This window comes from Sphingomonas sp. (genome assembly GCF_029239295.1).
Classification (GTDB): domain Bacteria; phylum Pseudomonadota; class Alphaproteobacteria; order Sphingomonadales; family Sphingomonadaceae; genus Sphingomonas.
In genome coordinates this window covers 19,044-35,274 of record NZ_JAQZBC010000018.1, presented here as the reverse complement: position 1 = coordinate 35,274, position 16,231 = coordinate 19,044, and the positions used below count along the sequence as shown (strand labels likewise).

At 65.0% G+C, this 16,231-nt stretch carries 14 protein-coding genes; 6 read left to right on the top strand and 8 right to left on the bottom strand.

Going from position 1 to position 16,231, the window contains the following annotated elements; genetic code table 11:
- The first annotated feature begins 68 nt into the window (after positions 1–68).
- Together K0S66_RS14795 and K0S66_RS14790 are read left to right on the top strand one after the other, a co-directional pair.
- Complete coding sequence (locus K0S66_RS14795; RefSeq protein WP_301076234.1) at positions 69–1,151, top strand: cytochrome P450; 1,083 nt, start codon at positions 69–71, stop codon at positions 1,149–1,151.
- A gap of 243 nt (positions 1,152–1,394) precedes the next feature.
- Complete coding sequence (locus K0S66_RS14790) at positions 1,395–2,477, top strand: DUF2776 family protein (protein WP_366520837.1); 1,083 nt, start codon at positions 1,395–1,397, stop codon at positions 2,475–2,477.
- A gap of 211 nt (positions 2,478–2,688) precedes the next feature.
- Here the strand turns inward: K0S66_RS14790 and K0S66_RS14785 are convergent, their stop codons facing one another.
- From K0S66_RS14785 to K0S66_RS14770, 4 genes are all read right to left on the bottom strand, one after another.
- The gene (locus K0S66_RS14785; RefSeq protein ID WP_301076233.1) at positions 2,689–4,095 is read right to left on the bottom strand and encodes a TolC family protein; all 1,407 of its coding nucleotides are present in this window, start codon (positions 4,093–4,095) and stop codon (positions 2,689–2,691) included.
- The gene (locus tag K0S66_RS14780; protein ID WP_301076232.1) at positions 4,092–5,150 is read right to left on the bottom strand and encodes an HlyD family efflux transporter periplasmic adaptor subunit; all 1,059 of its coding nucleotides are present in this window, start codon (positions 5,148–5,150) and stop codon (positions 4,092–4,094) included. The genes K0S66_RS14785 and K0S66_RS14780 overlap by 4 nt, the downstream gene beginning before the upstream one ends.
- Positions 5,134–6,816 carry an ABC transporter transmembrane domain-containing protein gene (locus K0S66_RS14775; RefSeq protein WP_301076231.1) on the bottom strand — a complete coding sequence of 561 codons (1,683 nt, stop codon included), beginning with the start codon at positions 6,814–6,816 and terminating at the stop codon, positions 5,134–5,136. The genes K0S66_RS14780 and K0S66_RS14775 overlap by 17 nt, the downstream gene beginning before the upstream one ends.
- A gap of 295 nt (positions 6,817–7,111) precedes the next feature.
- A complete protein-coding gene (locus K0S66_RS14770) occupies positions 7,112–7,252 on the bottom strand; it encodes a hypothetical protein (protein ID WP_301076230.1) in 141 nt (46 codons plus the stop codon).
- A gap of 790 nt (positions 7,253–8,042) precedes the next feature.
- On the opposite strand from K0S66_RS14770, the gene K0S66_RS14765 reads away from it, so the two are divergent.
- Positions 8,043–8,480 carry a hypothetical protein gene (locus tag K0S66_RS14765; protein ID WP_301076229.1) on the top strand — a complete coding sequence of 146 codons (438 nt, stop codon included), beginning with the start codon at positions 8,043–8,045 and terminating at the stop codon, positions 8,478–8,480.
- A gap of 615 nt (positions 8,481–9,095) precedes the next feature.
- A complete protein-coding gene (locus tag K0S66_RS14760; protein WP_301076228.1) occupies positions 9,096–10,142 on the top strand; it encodes a zinc-dependent alcohol dehydrogenase family protein in 1,047 nt (348 codons plus the stop codon).
- A 128-nt stretch (positions 10,143–10,270) separates the two neighbouring features.
- Here the strand turns inward: K0S66_RS14760 and K0S66_RS14755 are convergent, their stop codons facing one another.
- From K0S66_RS14755 to K0S66_RS14740, 4 genes are all read right to left on the bottom strand, one after another.
- Positions 10,271–10,756, bottom strand: a complete 486-nt coding sequence (locus K0S66_RS14755) for a hypothetical protein (protein WP_301076227.1) — start codon at positions 10,754–10,756, stop codon at positions 10,271–10,273.
- A gap of 894 nt (positions 10,757–11,650) precedes the next feature.
- Complete coding sequence (locus K0S66_RS14750; RefSeq protein WP_301076226.1) at positions 11,651–12,940, bottom strand: replication initiator protein A; 1,290 nt, start codon at positions 12,938–12,940, stop codon at positions 11,651–11,653.
- A 136-nt stretch (positions 12,941–13,076) separates the two neighbouring features.
- Positions 13,077–14,180, bottom strand: coding sequence for a ParB/RepB/Spo0J family partition protein (locus K0S66_RS14745; protein ID WP_301076225.1), 1,104 nt, complete (start codon positions 14,178–14,180; stop codon positions 13,077–13,079).
- Positions 14,181–14,275: 95 nt separating this feature from the next.
- Positions 14,276–15,475 carry an AAA family ATPase gene (locus tag K0S66_RS14740; protein WP_301076224.1) on the bottom strand — a complete coding sequence of 400 codons (1,200 nt, stop codon included), beginning with the start codon at positions 15,473–15,475 and terminating at the stop codon, positions 14,276–14,278.
- Between the two features lie 148 nt (positions 15,476–15,623).
- Between K0S66_RS14740 and K0S66_RS14735 the strand changes: the two genes are divergently transcribed.
- Entirely contained in the window at positions 15,624–15,899 is a 276-nt protein-coding gene (locus K0S66_RS14735) for a type II toxin-antitoxin system Phd/YefM family antitoxin (RefSeq protein ID WP_301076223.1), read from the top strand.
- Entirely contained in the window at positions 15,896–16,225 is a 330-nt protein-coding gene (locus tag K0S66_RS14730) for a type II toxin-antitoxin system RelE/ParE family toxin (RefSeq protein WP_301076222.1), read from the top strand. The genes K0S66_RS14735 and K0S66_RS14730 overlap by 4 nt, the downstream gene beginning before the upstream one ends.
- Positions 16,226–16,231: the final 6 nt, after the last annotated feature.

Sequence of the window (16,231 nt, the reverse complement as noted above, 5' to 3'; positions counted from 1 at the left end):
CCCAAGTCGACTCCTGTCCGTTTACGGGGAGTAGCGCGAGCAAATCCGGTGCGGCTGTCCAGCCTGGCGTGGTCAAGGCTGCGGTGCCGGTCACCGGCTATTCTGCCGTGCGGGACGTGCTGCGCACCAAAGGCGCGCGCCAGGCAGGGTTCAAGGCCGAGCTGGTCGATCGCGCCACCAGCCCTACGCGTCCCCCGATCCTGTTCCTCACCGGCGATGCGCACCGCCGCCAGCGCGCTGCCACGGCGCGCTTCTTCGCGCCCAAGGTCGTCGACGAGAAGCATCGCCCGATCATGGAGGCCGCTGCGGACCGGCTGATCGACGTGTTCCAACGCACTGGCGCCGCGTGCCTCGATGCAATGGCACTCGATATGGCAGTGACGGTCGCCGCGCAGATTGTCGGCCTGACCAACAGCGAGAAGAGCGGGATGGTACGCCGTCTCGACGCCTTCTTTTCCGCCGGAGCGTCGACGCGGACGGACCGGCTATCGCGCGTCGGCACCATGTTGCTCGCGCAATGGCGAATGCTTCAATTCCATTGGAGCGACGTGCGCCCGGCGATCCGGGCGCGACGGGCCGTCCCGGGAGAGGATGTGATCTCGCACCTGATCGCCGACGGCTATCGCGATCGCGATATATTGGTCGAATGCGTCACCTACGGCGCCGCCGGAATGGTGACCACGCGCGAGTTCATCACCATGGCAGGCTGGCACCTGCTGGAGAACGACACCCTGCGCGGCGCCTTCTTGAGCAGTGACCGCAACGCACGGATCGCGTTCCTGGAGGAAATCCTTCGGCTGGAACCCGTGGTAGGCTTTCTCTACCGCAAGATGGAGGGCGAAGAGGCGACGCTGTCGCTCGACATCCGGTCCGCGAACAACGACCCGCGAGCCGTTGGCCCCTGCCCGATGGAACTGAGGCCAGAGCGTCAACGAGCCGAGCGTGTGGGCGGGGCGGGTCTCGCATTCGGGGACGGCGAGCATCGCTGCCCCGGCGCCGGCGTCGCCTTGGCCGAAGCCGAGATCTTCCTTGACCGATTGCTTCGCGTGCCGGGATTGAAGCTCGTCCGGGCGCCGGAGATCAACTGGAACCCGCTCGTCACCGGCTACGAATTGCGCGGTTGCGAACTGGCGGTCGAAAGGATCGGGTAATCTGGCGGGAGGTCGGCAGCATTGGCTGGTGCATGCCCTGGGGCTGGCGCAGCGGCGCTGCTGCCGCTCGTCCGCCCCTCCTCCGGCTAGCTAGAGTTATCAGCTCTCCCGTGGTCGGACGACATGATGCCCGCTCGTCATCCCGAAGAGCCGCCACTGCTTCCCACCGTAACTTTGCCTATTGGATGCGCCATCGACGAGGTGCCATCTGACGCAGCGGCTTGATGGCAGTCCCCAGGCGTCCTGCGCCTATATCCACGTAGCCGGGAGACGCCCCTGAATTACTGGATCAGCGTCCTCTTCCGGATCATCCCGCTAGCGATGGGCGCGGTGTGCCTGAGCCTAGGCCTCTACGTTCGAGCGGGTGGCGCCGACGCCAACCACTTCGTCGCTGGCCACGTGCTGATCTCGCTCACCGCCATCTGCATCGCCCTCTTCACCACCGCTGCCATGATCATCCGGCAGCTCACCAATACATTCAGCCGGACGTGGATGATCGTCCTGCCGGTGATCGGATATTCAGTCGCTCTGGCGACCATGATCTGGGGCTTGGCGATCCTGCAACTAGGGAGCGTCCCCAGCTTCGTTGCCGGCCATGTCGTGTTCGGTGTGGGCCTGATCGCCGCCTGTGTCAGCACGGTCGCGACCGCCTCCAGCGCCTTCACGCTGATCCCGAAGAATGCGCATGGCCGCGCCGAGGATGGGCCGCCCGCCAGTGCCTATAGCGGCGGCGTCGGCGCTGGACTGATCTCCATCCCGCTGGCGGCGACGGCGATCGGCGTCATCTGGGCGGCGATGCTGTTGCGACGGGAGGCGGACGCGCCCGATTTCGTCGCCGGGCATGTCCTGATGGGAATTTCGGCGATCTGCGCCAGTCTCATCTCGCTGGTGTCCACGGTGGTGCGGCAGGTCCGCAATCAGTTCGGCGAAAGCGAGCGGTGGATGTGGACGCTGTGGGTGCTTGTGATGGGAACCGCCGCCTTCGGCTGGGGCCTGTTCGTCCTGTTCGGGTCGGATCGCCCGGAACGGATCGCGCCCGGCTGTATCCTGCTGGGTCTTGGCATGGTGTGCTACAGCATCGTTTCGAAGGTGTGGCTGCTGGCGCTGACGTGGCGGCGCGAATGCGCGCTGGCCAACCGGATCCCGCTGATCCCGGTCCTGACCTGCCTCGCCTGCCTGTTCTTCTCCACCTTCCTTGCGGAAGCCGCGATGGTTGACCCCAGCTTCTTCGTGCCGGCGCGGGTGCTCGCGGGGTTGGGCGCGGTCTGCTTCACGCTGTTTTCGATCGTCTCGATCCTTGAGGCTGGCACCTCGGGCAAGGGCTGATGGGCGGGCGGCGATCCCGTGCCGAGCGGGCTGCGCAGGAGCGTGCCGATGCGGCGAGCGCATGGAGCCACGAGCCGCGTACGCTCCTGCAATCCTCGATCCGGGGGCATTGGAGCGGCCTCCCCCGGCAGTGGGGCGGAGGTTTTCGGCCTGCCACCGGAGCAGTTTGGCCGGGGTAAGCAGCCGGCCGGCCAAGACGGCGGCGAGCGGCTCAGAGCCCCAGCTGCGACCGATCAACCGTTGCGGCGATCAGTTCGGCGCGGGCGGCGGAGCGGCGGTATTCGGCGTCGAGCTGGCGCAGGCGGGCGTCGGCCGCGCTCTCCTCACGCAGGTTGACCACCAGGAAGTCGCTTGCGCCGAGCTGGAAGCGCCGTCGCTCCGCCTCTGCCATGCGGTCTGCCAGCGCGGTTTCGTCGGCGGCGAGCGCGACGAGGCGATCGGCGGCGGTGGCCTGGATGGCGAGGCCGTTCACCTCGACCAGAATCTGATCCTCGATCATCTTGCGGCGAAATTGCAGCCCGTCGGCCTCGGCCGCGGCCTCGGCGATCTTGCCGCGCGCCGTGCGCCGCTCAAGCGGCATTGAGAAGCGCAGGCCGACGATCCCCTCCAGCGGCGTCCGGGACGCGCCGCCAAGGCCGACCGGACCGACACCCTTCGCCGCCTCCGCGCGCACGTCGAGGCGCGGGCGCAGCTCGTTTTCCGCCAGCAGCCGCTTCGTCTCGACCTGGTCGAGCCGCACCAGGATCGTCTGCAAATCAGGCCGCTCGATGCGGCCCGCGAGGCTGGGGCCGAGCGGCGGCAGGCGCAGGTCCGGGAAGCTCGTCGGCAAGCGATCGGCGGCGGGAACGATCCGCTCCCCAAGGTCATCGCGCAGGTAGAAGGACAGCGCGTTGGCAGCGGCGTCGAGATCCTGCTCGGCGCGCACCAGCAGGGTCTGGCGACGGACGATATTCTGGCGGTTTTCGGTGCCAAGGATCTCGGGCCGGGCACCGAGCGCGATTTGCCGCTCGATCGAGGCCTGGCGCTTGGTCGCCAGCTCGAGGAGATCGCGATAAACCGCGACGCGCCGGCCAGCGACGACCCAGGTCTGATAGGCGTCGATCGCGCGCCGCTGCACCCCGATCGCCACCATCTCGCGATCGAGCCGCGCCAGCGCGATCTCCCCGTCGGCCAGCCCCAGCCGGCCGCGGCGCTCGTCGATCAGCCGGTCGCGCATCAGCGAGAAGACCGCGCCGACCTTCACCTCGCCCAGCCGGTTGGTGAACGACTTGTCCTCATAGACGGGGAAGTCGCCACGCGAGGCGCGGTGGCCGCCGTACAGCGCGCCGCCATTGGTGGTGAGCGGACGCGTCGCCCGCCCCTCGATGACGGTGCCGTCGTAATAGCCGAGCGCGCGCGACTGCGCCTCGCCTTCGAACAAGAGGTCGAAGGCGCCCTCGGCCGACAGCCGGCGACCGTCGGCCTGCCGCTCGCGCGTGATTGCCTCGAGGATGGCAGGCGCATGGGTCGCCGACGAGCGAAGCACCTCGTCGAGGGTCAGCGGCCGCGCGGCGGCGGGCAGCGCGCCCAGCAGCGCCGCGAGGATCCAGAACATGGGGACCCAGAGCAGGCGGATCATTTCTTCACCTTGACCACCGGGTCCGGCGCCACCCCCTTTGTCTCATCGCCGGGCGGCCGGAATTCGAGCGGGAAATCGTTGAGCTGGCGCCAGAGCTCATAGCCGATGCTTACCGTTTCCATCTGGATCCAGCCGCGCACCTTGGCGCCCAGCCGGACGTAATCGGTATCGGGCCAGGGCAGCTTGCCCGGCATCGGTTCCACCAGCACGCGGAACAGCCCGGTCGCCTGAGCCGACGGGTCGATCGAGCGCACGCGCCCGTCGAACATGCCGTGCGCCACCGAGGGCCAGCCGCTGAACTGGATCGCCGGCCAGCCTTCAAAGGCGAGGCGGACAGGCCGGCCGGGGCGGATGACGGCGATGTCGCGGCCGTCGACCATCAGCTCGACGACACGGACCGGTGCCTCCGGGGCGAGCGTGGCAAGCCGCTCGCCCGCCGCCACCAGGGTCGCGCCGGCGCCGGCATTGATGGACTGGATGCGCCCGTCGCGTGGCGCGCGCACGGTCTGCGCCGACTGGCGGTTGAGCATCACGTCGACGCGGCTGAGCTTTGCGCGCGCCTCGGCCAGCTTGGCGCGGTGATCGGCGACCTTGATCTGCGACGCCTCGTAATCGCGCCGCGCCGCCAGCCCCTCGGCAAGCAGCTGGCCGGAACGGCCGACGTCGATCTGCGCCACGGCCATTGCCTGTTCTGCGGCAGCAATTTCGGCCAGCACCTGCGCGCGCTCGGCCGCGAGGCGGGCGAGCAGATTGGGATCGTTGTCGACGATCCGGGCGATCGGATCGCCGCGACGCACGCGATCGCCGTCGCGGACGAACCAGCGCTCCACCCGGCCGGGAACGAGCGCGGTGACATCCTGCACGCGATCCTCGGGATCGAGCGCGGCCACCTGCCCCGTGCCGGGAGAGGTCTGCACCCAGGGAACGAGGAACAGGATCGCCGCCACGACCGACAGCGTCACCGCGATCAGCCAGGCGAAAACGCGGGTGGCACGCGGCGGGCGGATGCTCGCCAGCGTCGGGAAATGAACGATATGGTCAGACCGAAAGGGCAAGGCTGCCTCCCTCGCTCGCGATGGCGATCAGCGCATCGACGTCGGCGCAGCGGCGCTGCTCGGTCGCGCCCATCCACAGCGCGCCGTCCCGCTCCAGCCCCTGCGGCCGGCGGGTGAATTGCAGCACGGTGGTATCCCCGCGCAGCCGGGCGAGCGCCGCGTCGACGCGCTCTGGCGGCAACAGATCGTAGAGCGGCGAGAGCACGAGCAGCTTGGGCCGCGCCAGCAGCGCGGCCGCCAGCTTCAGCGCCATCAGCTCCCCCACGGCAAGCGGCCAGCCGGAGGTGGAGACCACCGTGTCGAGCCCGTCGCGAAGGACGCTCAGCCGCTCGCTAAGCCCAACCATGTCCAGCACCTCGACCATCCGCGACGTGTCGCCGGACGCGGCGAGCGTCAGATAGTCGCGGATCGGCATTTCAACGAAGCTGGGGCGGTCGAGCACCATCACCTCGGCGCGCAAGCGGTAGGTGTCGAACCCGCTGATCTCGCGCCCGCCGACGACGACCAGACCGCGCTCCGCCGCCTGGTGGCGCTTGAGCAGCATCGCCAGCGTGCGCTCCACGCCGGGCGCGGCGACCACCGCCAGCTGTTCGCCGGCGGCGATTTCAAAATCGAAGCGTTGGCCGTCATGCTCGACATGAGCAAAGCGGATCGCGCCGCTGGCCGGGCCCTCGCCATCGCCCCTGCCCTCCTCCTGCGGCACCGCCCAGAACAGCGACAGCTCCTCCAGTCCCGCGGCAAGATCGTACAGCGTTTCGAGATACGGGCCGAACTGGGCGATGCCGTAGAACACGCCCGACAGGATCAGCTCCGCCGCGACCAGCTGGCCGATCGACAATTGCCCCTGGATGATGAGCCAGCCGCCCAGCGCCAGCAGCGCGGCACTGGCCAGCGCATAGACGAACAGCAGCGCGAGCGTCTGGGCAAAGGTGTAGCGGAAATGCCGCCGGTGCGCGGCGACATAGGTGGCGGTCACCGCCTCCGACCGGTCCATCGCGAAATCGACGTGGCGGCTCGATTTGTAGAAGCCGTTCGATCCGCCGACGCTTTCCAGCCAGTGTGCCGCGGCATGTTTGGCATGGCTCTTAGCCACCGCGCTGCGGATCGCGCCCGAGGCCCAGATCTGCCAGATGAGGAACAGCACCGTCGCCAGCACGACGTTGAAGGCGAGGAAGAAGGGGTGGTAGAAACTGGTGACGACCAGCCCTACGGCGCCTTGCAGCACGATGGTGAACCCACCGATCAACAGGCTGGGCAGCGTCTTCTGCACCGTCATCAGATCGAAATAGCGGTTGAACAGGTCACCGCTGCGCGCATCGGCGAAGAACGGGTTCTGGGCGTGGACGGCGCGCAGCGTGATCTCCGCCACCACGCGCGCGAACAGCCGCCGCTCGAACAGCGCGAGCAGGTGGACGCGAAAGGCCGAAAGCACGCCGGCGAAGAGCAGGAGCAGGAACAACAGCGCCGCGAGCGAGAACAAGGGCGTCGGCAGCGCCGTATTGGCAACCGAGTTGATCAGCAGTTGGACCGAGATGGGGGTCGCCAGCGACAGCAAGGATATAGCGACGCCATAGACCACCGCCAGCCGCACGAACGCGGCATCGGGGCCAAGCACCAGTCTGATCCAACCTGCGAAAGCCCGGATACCCGGGCGTTCCTGCGCCATATACTCGCCTTCCCAAGATGCGCACACATCTGCGGAAGGCCCGCTATCGCTTCAAAGACGACTACACTATAGTTCTTGTGCATGGAAACATGCCGCGAAACACTTCTAAGTGGTCAAGCAAGGATTTGACACATTCGGTGCGGCCGACATCTGGCGGCGGTGCAAGACGAAGCGTTCGATACTTTCGCCCGTTCGCATCAGCGCGCACGACAACTCCCCGCTGCCCGTTCACTTCTTTGCCATTCAGACAGCCGTGGCGCGTGCGACAGGCTTCATCGGCGCTAGACCGCGATGGTCAGGGCAAGGGGCCAAGCTGCTCGGCCTCCTCATCGGGCACCATCAGCTCGCCAGGCGTGTCGACGGGGGCGGGCGCGCCGGGTTCGGTGGACATGTCGCCGGGATCGGGCTCATTGCCCGGGGGTCGCAGCGGATTCATCGGAGCTCTCCTGCCATGACGTTAGCGTCACCCCCCCAACGCCCCAGTGCCGGGCTGGTTCGCTTGGGCACGGATTGTCGCGATGCCGTTGTTCGCTCCTGAAAGTACCGCGGCAGCCTGTCAGATTGCACACCCGAAACCCGGCGAGCGGCGGGTTAGACGGCGGTGGCGGCGGGGCAGCAGTTTGTGCGGCAGCCGGTATGCTTATCAGGAAGGTGGTGCGCAGGGCCAAGGCAGACAGACCCGCACGTGCAGACGCACGACGAAACGCAACGGCCATTAAGATGTCATCTGAGAGTGACGCTTGTTCTCGCGTCGAACCAGGACGTTATTCGCGAGCCCCGAAGCGTGTCCATGTGAAAGCATGTTGATTCAAATGGACAAACTTGTGACTTATCATGACATATCGGCCAACCAGGATTGCGTCTCGCTCATGCTAAATATGGTGGCCGCTTCGGATTTGAGGTCTCCTGGCGTCGCTCAGGCTTGACGCCTTTCCTTAAGCATCAGCGTGGTGCCCTCTCGTTCGCCTGATTGATCGAGCTTCAATTGCGCACTGCTTAAGCATCTTCAGGCGAACTCAACCGACGTTCTCGATTGCTCCGGCCGGATAGTGTTTTATCGGTCATCTGCTCGTTGGCGCATCACCTTGGACTGGAGGTCCCCCGATAGCGTCAAGAGTCGAATTTTTCGTTCTCGTTGCGTATTTTCCTCGTCCAACATCAAGCAGGTGACAGTCCCGCAGCTGCGCCCAGTCTCCAATCTACGTACTTTTACTTAGTAGTTTTCCATGATGAAAACGTTCGTCGGGCCGGCATACGGCATAGAGCGTACAAACATTGGAGCTATCATGGACCCTGCAGAGACATCTTTCATGGACGAAGAATTGTTGTTGGACTTTTGCTACGAGGTCGATGGGTTTTCGAACTTTGCCGATATCATTGTAAATAGATGGGAGACGAACCAGCGCTTTGGCGGCGTTGACGGACGCATTATGTTATCTGAAATGCTTAGCAGCCTTGCTGTGCTTACAGGATCGAAAAAGTCTGCAATAGACTGGGTTATGAACTCGTGTGGCTACACGGACGTTGTGAAGAGTGATGTATGCTCAAATTTCGAGTATGGTGATTTCTGGACGCTGGCGTCTAATCACGAGTGGCTGAAGGTGATCGAGGCGTATCGCGATACCTGCCCCGAATTCATCGAGGCTGTCTTCCGCACAGGATAAGGGGCTAACGCGCGCTGCGTTTGCACGGAGCCGTACTTTCAAACGTGTAGGGGCGGATCGATAGCAACTTTCGAGGCTAGCCGCTTGGGGGTGTCCGTCGAGGGTCGGAGGCGCTGCCTCCGTCCCTGCCGGTTAGCTAGACCATCGTCTTCCTGCGTCGGGATCGAGGTGCCGTGCTGGCGTGGGAAGTTACATAACTCGAGCCGGGATCCTCTCGGCCCGTTTCCAGCAAACTAATACTACACGCCGGTCGAGCGGGCCGAGCACCCCATGCCACTCGCTCATGCCTTGCAAACGAATCACTTAGCGGCTGCGGACACCAGGCAGCGCCTTCGCCGATTGGCTGACGGATTGATGTCTCGCCAACATGTTCTCTTCGGTTGGCGGATATCCATGTGCGAGGGTTGTCTCCTCAATATGCGTCCGATGATACGATCGTGCTCATCATTCCTGCCCCTCTCGCCCACACCGGCTGCGTAGTTCCCGAGTCTGCCGACACAAAACCGCTTAAGGTACAGCTTGCGCTGCAGAATCCGGTGAGGAGCACGTCGTGATCTCCTGGAAGGTGTCGCTACCGCGTCAAAATCCGCCCCTCACGATGAGAAAGGGCCGTAGATGAAAGCGCTTGTCTACAAGGGACCGGGCCAAAAGGCCTTTGAGGATCACGCCAAGCCCGACATCCGCGATCCGGGCGACGCGATCGTCCGGATCACGCGCACCACGATCTGCGGCACCGACCTGCATATCCTGAAGGGTGATGTCGCCACGTGCGAGCCGGGCCGGATCCTGGGCCATGAGGGCGTCGGCGTGGTCGAAGCCGTCGGGCCGGCGGTGACGGCGTTCAAAGCCGGCGACCGGGTGCTGATCTCCTGCGTCAGTGCGTGCGCCAAATGCGAATATTGCCGCAAGGGCATGTATTCGCATTGCACGACGGGTGGCTGGATCCTGGGCAACACGATCGACGGCACCCAGGCCGAGTTCGTTCGCACCCCCCATGCCGATACCAGCCTTTATCCCATTTCCGAGGGGGCGGATGAGGAAGCGCTGGTGATGCTCAGCGACATTCTGCCGACCGGCTTCGAATGCGGGGTGCTGAACGGCAAGGTCGAGCCGGGCGCGACCGTTGCGATCGTGGGTTCAGGGCCGATCGGGCTCGCGGCGCTGCTGACCGCGCAATTCTACTCCCCGGCGGAGATCATCATGATCGATCTCGACGATAATCGGCTGGAAATTGCCAAGCGTTTCGGCGCGACGCAAACCGTCAACAGCAGCGATGGCAAGGCGGTCGACCGCGTGATGGCGCTGACCGGCGATCGCGGCGTCGATACCGTGATCGAAGCGGTCGGTGTGCCGGCGACGTTCGAGCTGTGCGAGCGGCTGGTCGCGCCGGGCGGCGTGATCGCCAACGTCGGCGTCCATGGTAAGCCGGTATCGCTGGACATGGAGGCGCTGTGGGACCGCAATATCGCGATCACCACACGGCTGGTGGACACGTCAACCACGCCGATGCTGCTGAAGGTGGTCGGATCGAAGAAGATCGATCCGGCGCTGCTGATCACGCACCGCTTCACCTTCGATCAGATGCTCGAGGCGTATGACACCTTTGGCAATGCCGCGCAGACGGGCGCGCTGAAGGTTATTATCCGGGCTGATGCGGGATAACGCCGCGCCGGAGGGGCGTTGGGGATCGCATACAGGCCTCACAGAGCGCGTAGGCTTGCGATCGAGGTGTATCGGGGGTGGACCTCCACGTCTCGGCGCGTCGGCGCTGTGTGCCCCCTCCCCTGCCGTCAGACGAGGGTCGGTCGGGAGCGAATAGCGTTCAACACTGGCGGTTCGACGGCATAAACCGCCATGCGGCGCCCGCCGCGGTTGACGTGATCAGTGATGTTTCCCGCGTAATGACGGCGAACGAGGCCCGCGCGGACCAGATCGGACACCGCGCGGCTTACGTTGGCGCGGCCGATCGCCAGCGTCTCTTCGGCCAGCGCGGCGTCGATCACGGCCGCGTCCTGCGTTGCGATACGGGCAGCGACCTTGGCTCGTAGCGCAGCCCTGCGGCGGTCGTTGGCAGCCAGGGGCGCCAGCTGACGTGCCAGCCAGTCTCGCAACGCCATCCGCTCCCCCTCCCCCTTTGCGGGAATCCAGGGCCCTGCCCGGCCGTCCGCACGGGCGGCCTCCGCGATCAATCCGAGGACCAGGAAGGCGTAGCGGGGCCGGCGCGATGCGCTCGTCAGCGTGGCGAGGATGGAGCCGAGATCAAGGGTGCTGCTCATGACTGGGAGTCAAGCACAGCAAGAACGCAAGGTGAATCCCTCTTCTGCGCTGAACGGGCGACTTTGTCGTGGGTGACACTCTGCCAGAGGCCTTTTTGGCAAAGTGTCACGTACGAACCTTGATCGAAGAGGCGGCAGCGGGAGAGCGTGTCGGGGTTCTCGACCACGCCTCCCCGGAATTGGGCCTTAATCCTCTTTGTCTTCCAGGATTGGCATCTCGCTTGGTTAGAGGGTTTATCTAGAATGTTAGAAGGTTAGCCTTGCGCGGCAGGCCGCTAAGCGCTGGAAAACGCGACGAAAAACGGTGGGCGGTGTTCCTGAAGTGTCGGGCCTTCGTTCCTGAAGGTGCGAGGCTGGCGTTCCCGAAGTGTCGGCTCATGGTTCCCGGAAGTGCGACAACCGTTCCTGGAGTGTCGGTGCAGGCTCTTATGCCTGTGAGATGGGTCGGCAATTGAATCGATATACTCTCCTCGGGCGTCGAGGAGGTTCAAATCTTCGCTCGGGCATTGCAGACGTTGGCGAGGCGGGCGGCCGACCCGACACTTCGGGAACGGCGTGGCATGATCGTGTCCCCTGCCCGGCTTGTTGGTATCCGAACCGGCGGTGGGGAGAAGAAGCTGCGCGCGCGAGATTTCGCCTTTGGCTCTCCTGTGACGCTCAACGGATTTGCTGAGTACGTTGGCAGCGATCGGCACTGGCAAGATTGCACCACTCGCCGGTCGGGTGACGCAATGACTGCCCGGACGTGCATTCGTTCGAATGGGCCGGCGATCGAATGGAGAAGCAACGGGCGGTGCAATTGGCCGGCGTTGCGGCGAGCAGATCTGCGAGAGGCCGGTGCAGGTGCGAAAGGAGCAGAGGCGGGGCACCGGGCGGAAGCCCCCTGCCCTGCCTTTAGCGACCGAGTTCGTGACGGTGCTTGGCATCCCAGCGTTTGACGAAGCCGATGAAGGCGTTCTGGTAATTGACCGGCGTGCGTGCGGGATCGGCGTCGATCCACTGGCGGAATTCCGCGTGGAGCGTCTGATAGTCCCAGCCGGGATAGTCGGCCCGCAGCGTGGCCAGCGTCGCGTCGGTTAGATCGCCGGCGGTAGCGCGGGTTGCGAGACCCTTGACGGAGCGCCGGATCAGCGCCGCGGCGTCGGACAATTCCGCCATGCGCTCGGGGGTCGGGGGCGTCGACGGGGTAGCTGCGGCGCTCTGGTCGCTTGTCGGAATGGAAGGTTGAAGATTGCTTGTTTCCCCGGGGAAACAGGGTGTGGCATCCGACACCGGCGCCAAGGTCGTTGGCGGAGCTTTGGCCACGGACGGCTGCGTAGCGAGGCTTCCGGTGACCGCAACGGCGTGACCCGAGCGACGCCGCATGCGCAGGCTTGGCTCGCGCTTGCCAGCCGGCTGCTCGATCGCGAGCGTGTAGCCGGGGAGGGGGTCTTTCTGGGCGATCTTGGCGACTTCGAACTTGAAGCGGCGATATTGACCCTCGGCGCCCGATTTCTCGAACAGCGTGGGCATGGAAATCGCAAAGCCGGTCTCGCCAGCGCCGCCGGCATGCTTGCGGGCGACCTTGTAGAGCCAGCGCTCCCGGCCGCCAGTCAGATCGAAATAGGCGCGATCGATGCTGAGCACGCCGCCGGTCATCATCACGCCTTCCCAAAACCAGTTGGAAAGTTCGATCGTCATCCCGCGTGAGCGCTCGGTCTTCTCGTCGACCAGTTGGGTCCAGCCGTCGAGCCAGCTGAACGTCGCCTCGCGGCGGTTTTCGGCGCGAATATTGGTTTTAATGGTGGTTGCAACGAGACGATCGAGCGACTGGCCGAGCAATTCATACGCGCGGCCCGTCGTCGGACGACCGATGGCGCGAAGAAGATCATAGGGCATCAGGTGCAGCTTTCGCGGCACATCGTTGACGCCTCTGCGGGCCATGTCGGCGAGGACGCTGGCGCAGTAGATCAGGATGTCGGCATCCCAGATCGTGGCCATGCCGTAATCGGGATTGGCCGAGACATGGACCCACAATTTGCCGTCCGGGCTTTGATAGTCGATCGGTTTTACCCGTTTCGACTTGGCCAGGCTGAAGAACGGGCGCTCCATCATCTCCCGCTGATCGCGCATCGGCATATCGGCGAGATAGGGGAGGAACATGTCGAATTGGTCGGTGACAGCCTCTCGGCTGGCACGCGTCACTGGGTGTTTCCCCGGGGAAACACCCGATCGTACGGAACGCGGGGAGCAGGCAAAGAGCCAGGTTTCCCCGGGGAAACACGCTGCCCCCGTCGGGAAGTTGACGAAGTTGGTGCGTGTGAGGGGATAAAAGCGCTCTTCAACGCTTTAACCCCCGGCCCTCAGATTCAAGATGAGTGAGCGCATGTCGCAGCGCGTCGGCGAGTTCATTGTTGTCCGCGCCCGACCCGGCGTGAAGACGGATCGTCACGCCCTGCCGGTTTGCCGACTGGACGGTGAGGGCAGGGCGGCCATGCGCGGTGGTCCACACCCATGGCTGATCACTCGCCTGAGAGCCTGCCGCCTTGGGAGCTTCGAGCAACTGGCGCACGACCTCGGCCGCGTTCCAGGGGCTTAGGCCCTGCGCGCGACGTGTCTGCTGATCGCGCGCAAGCGCCCATGCCTTGGCAAGAATGGCGGGCGCGGAGGTGCGATCATCAAGCGCCTGGGCAAGCGCATAGGCGGGCTTCAGCTGGACGTCCGCCGGCGAGGCGAACGCCTCGATCACGGCATCGGGCAGACTGGCCACCTTCAGCATCTTCGACAGCCAGCCCTTTGACAGCTTCAGCCGTTCGGCCATTCGCGTCAGGTGATTGTCATAGTGGCTCTTGAGCGCGGCGGCATAGTTGCGCGCGCGTTCAAGGTCCGAGACGTCCTTGCGCGCGCGGTTCTCGAGATCGGCGAGGCGAAACGCCGCCTCGTCGTCGAGTACCGCCACCTGCGCGACGAACATCATGTCAGGGTAGGAGTGGGCGCGCAGCCACGAGATCGACCAGTGTCGTCGCGTGCCGGCGATCACTTCATAATCGTACTTCGGATCGCCCTCTACCCGGCGGACAACCGCTGGGACTTTCTGTCCGCCCTCGGCGATGATCGAATCGATCAGCTCGCGGCAGCCCTCCTCGGTCAGGTGGCCATAAGAGCGTGCGTTGCCCGGCCAGATCCGCACACGGGCAGGATCAAGCAGCAGCTGCGTGACCTGCCGCACTTCGCCGCTTGCGACACGGGCGAGCGCGGATTCCCGCCCGAGCAGCGTAGTGCCGCGAAGCCGCTCCCGCGGTGGCATGGCGGGCGGGGGAGGGGAGGGCGCAATACCATCCTGCACAGCTGGCGCTTCCGAGGACGCGGCCGCCTGTGGCGCCGGTGCGGGCGGCTCGTCATCGGCCAACAGGCCCGCGAGATAATCGGATTGCTTACGCGCCATGCTGCCCCTCCATCGCACGGAACATAGTAAGAACATTGCCGCGTAGGAAAGCCCCAGGGCGTAATCCGCGCTGCGCAGGCGGCTGGCTGGTGACACTATGCCGCGGCATGGATCACATCCTCCTCGCGCGCAGGCGCCACCCGGCCCCATCCCTGACGCACCAGCTGCTCGATCTGACCCATCGCCTCATCGAGGTTGGCACGCGACCGTTTGTGCGTCCGGGGCGTGCCGATCGGCCGCTCCAGCTCATACACGGTCATCATCCGCATGGCGGCGTGGCTGATCTCTGCGCTGTCGAGGATCGGAACTGGCAGAAGCGCCGAACCGAAGCTCTGCTCCATGATCGCGCGGACCATCGCATGGCTGGGATCATTGGCGTCGAATTTCGAGCAGATCAGCCGCACGAAGCTGTAATCAACAGCAATTCCAACGCTTTCCAGCTGGCGAAGCACCTGGTCCATCATCGAGAGGAACTGCACGGTGGAGCAGAAATCGGGCGTGGTCGCCGCCAGCGGCACGAGCAGCGCATTGGCCGCCTGCATCACCGCAAGGCTGATCGTGCCGAGCGCGGGCGGCGGATCGAGGATGACGACGTCATAATCCGCCGCAAGATCGATCAGCCCCTGCTTCAGCTTGCGAAAGCGCGCCGCCAGCACCGATTGTCCGTCCGATCCCGCGGCCGCGAGCTCATATTCCACGTCGAACAGCTCAAGGTTCGAGGGGATCAGGTCGACGTTGGGCCATGGCGTGCGCTTCACCGCATAGCCAAGGTCCGCCTGCGTCGGATCGATCGAGAGATAGGGGTAGAGCGTTTCTTCGCGCGTGATGTTGAAATGCGGGTTGAAGCCGAACAGCGTGGTCGTGGTCGCCTGGCTGTCGCAATCGACCACCAGCACGCGGTAGCCCTGCACTGCGAAATAATGCGCGAGGTGGGTGGTGACGGTGGATTTGCCGACGCCGCCCTTGAAGTTCTGCACCGCGATGACGGCCGGCACGTCGAGCGGCGCGCGGGCAGGGGAGGCGCCGAGGACCTGGCGCATGTGCAGCAGCTCCTCGACCGAATAGCCGAGACGCCGGCCGTTCTCGCTCGCCGGGGGCGGCGGAAGGCGGCCGTCATCCTCCGCCATGCGGATGCGATTGGTGGAGCAGCCGAGCAGCGCGGCAGCCTCCGCAATGCCGAACCGGACGTTGAGACCCTTGCGGCTTTCAGGCAAAAACGCCTTGCGACGCAGCCGTTCGATCATCCGCTCGCCGGCGTCGGCAAGATCACCAATCTGGCTGGTGATTGCATTCATGAAGTCACCCCGACGCGCAATTGAAGCTTGTCCGCAAGGGTCTGCCATAAAGTACTTCAAATGCGCAAGGAATAAGGAAGGAACGTGCCAAGATGGTTGCACTTGGCTGACCAGCGGACCATATTCGGACCGAATAAGGACATCCACCATGCCGCTTGCCGACCAGATTCGCCCCGTCAGCTACCTCAAGGCCAATGCCGCCGAACTGCTGCGCACCATCGGTGATGGTGGGGAGCCGGTGATCATTACCCAGAATGGCGAGGCAAAGGCAGTGCTGCAGGATGTCGCCGCCTATGAGCGCACGCGCCAGACGATGGCGCTGCTGAAGCTGATGGCGCTGGGCACGCAGGATGTCGCGGCCGGGCGCACCGTGCCGGCCCGTGCGGCGATCGAGCGACTGCGGCGGCGTGATCCCGCCGCGTGACGGCGCGTTACGATGTCGAACTGACCGAGGGCGCCGAGGGCGATCTGGCCGCGATCCATGGCTGGATTGCGGGGCAGGGGGGCGATGACGCGGCGGACCGGTTCCTCGATCAGTTGCTCGAGCGGATCGAGCGGCTGGAGACGTTTCCGTTGCGCGGCGCGATCCTGCCCGAGCTGGAGCCGCTGGGGATGAGCGAGTTTCGCCAGATCATCGCCGCGCCTTATCGCATCGTCTATCGCCTTTGGGACACGCGCGTCGTGATCCTGCTGATCGCGCACGGCCGGCGCGATTTCACGCAGCTGCTGGAAGAACGGCTGCTGCGCTGATGGGAA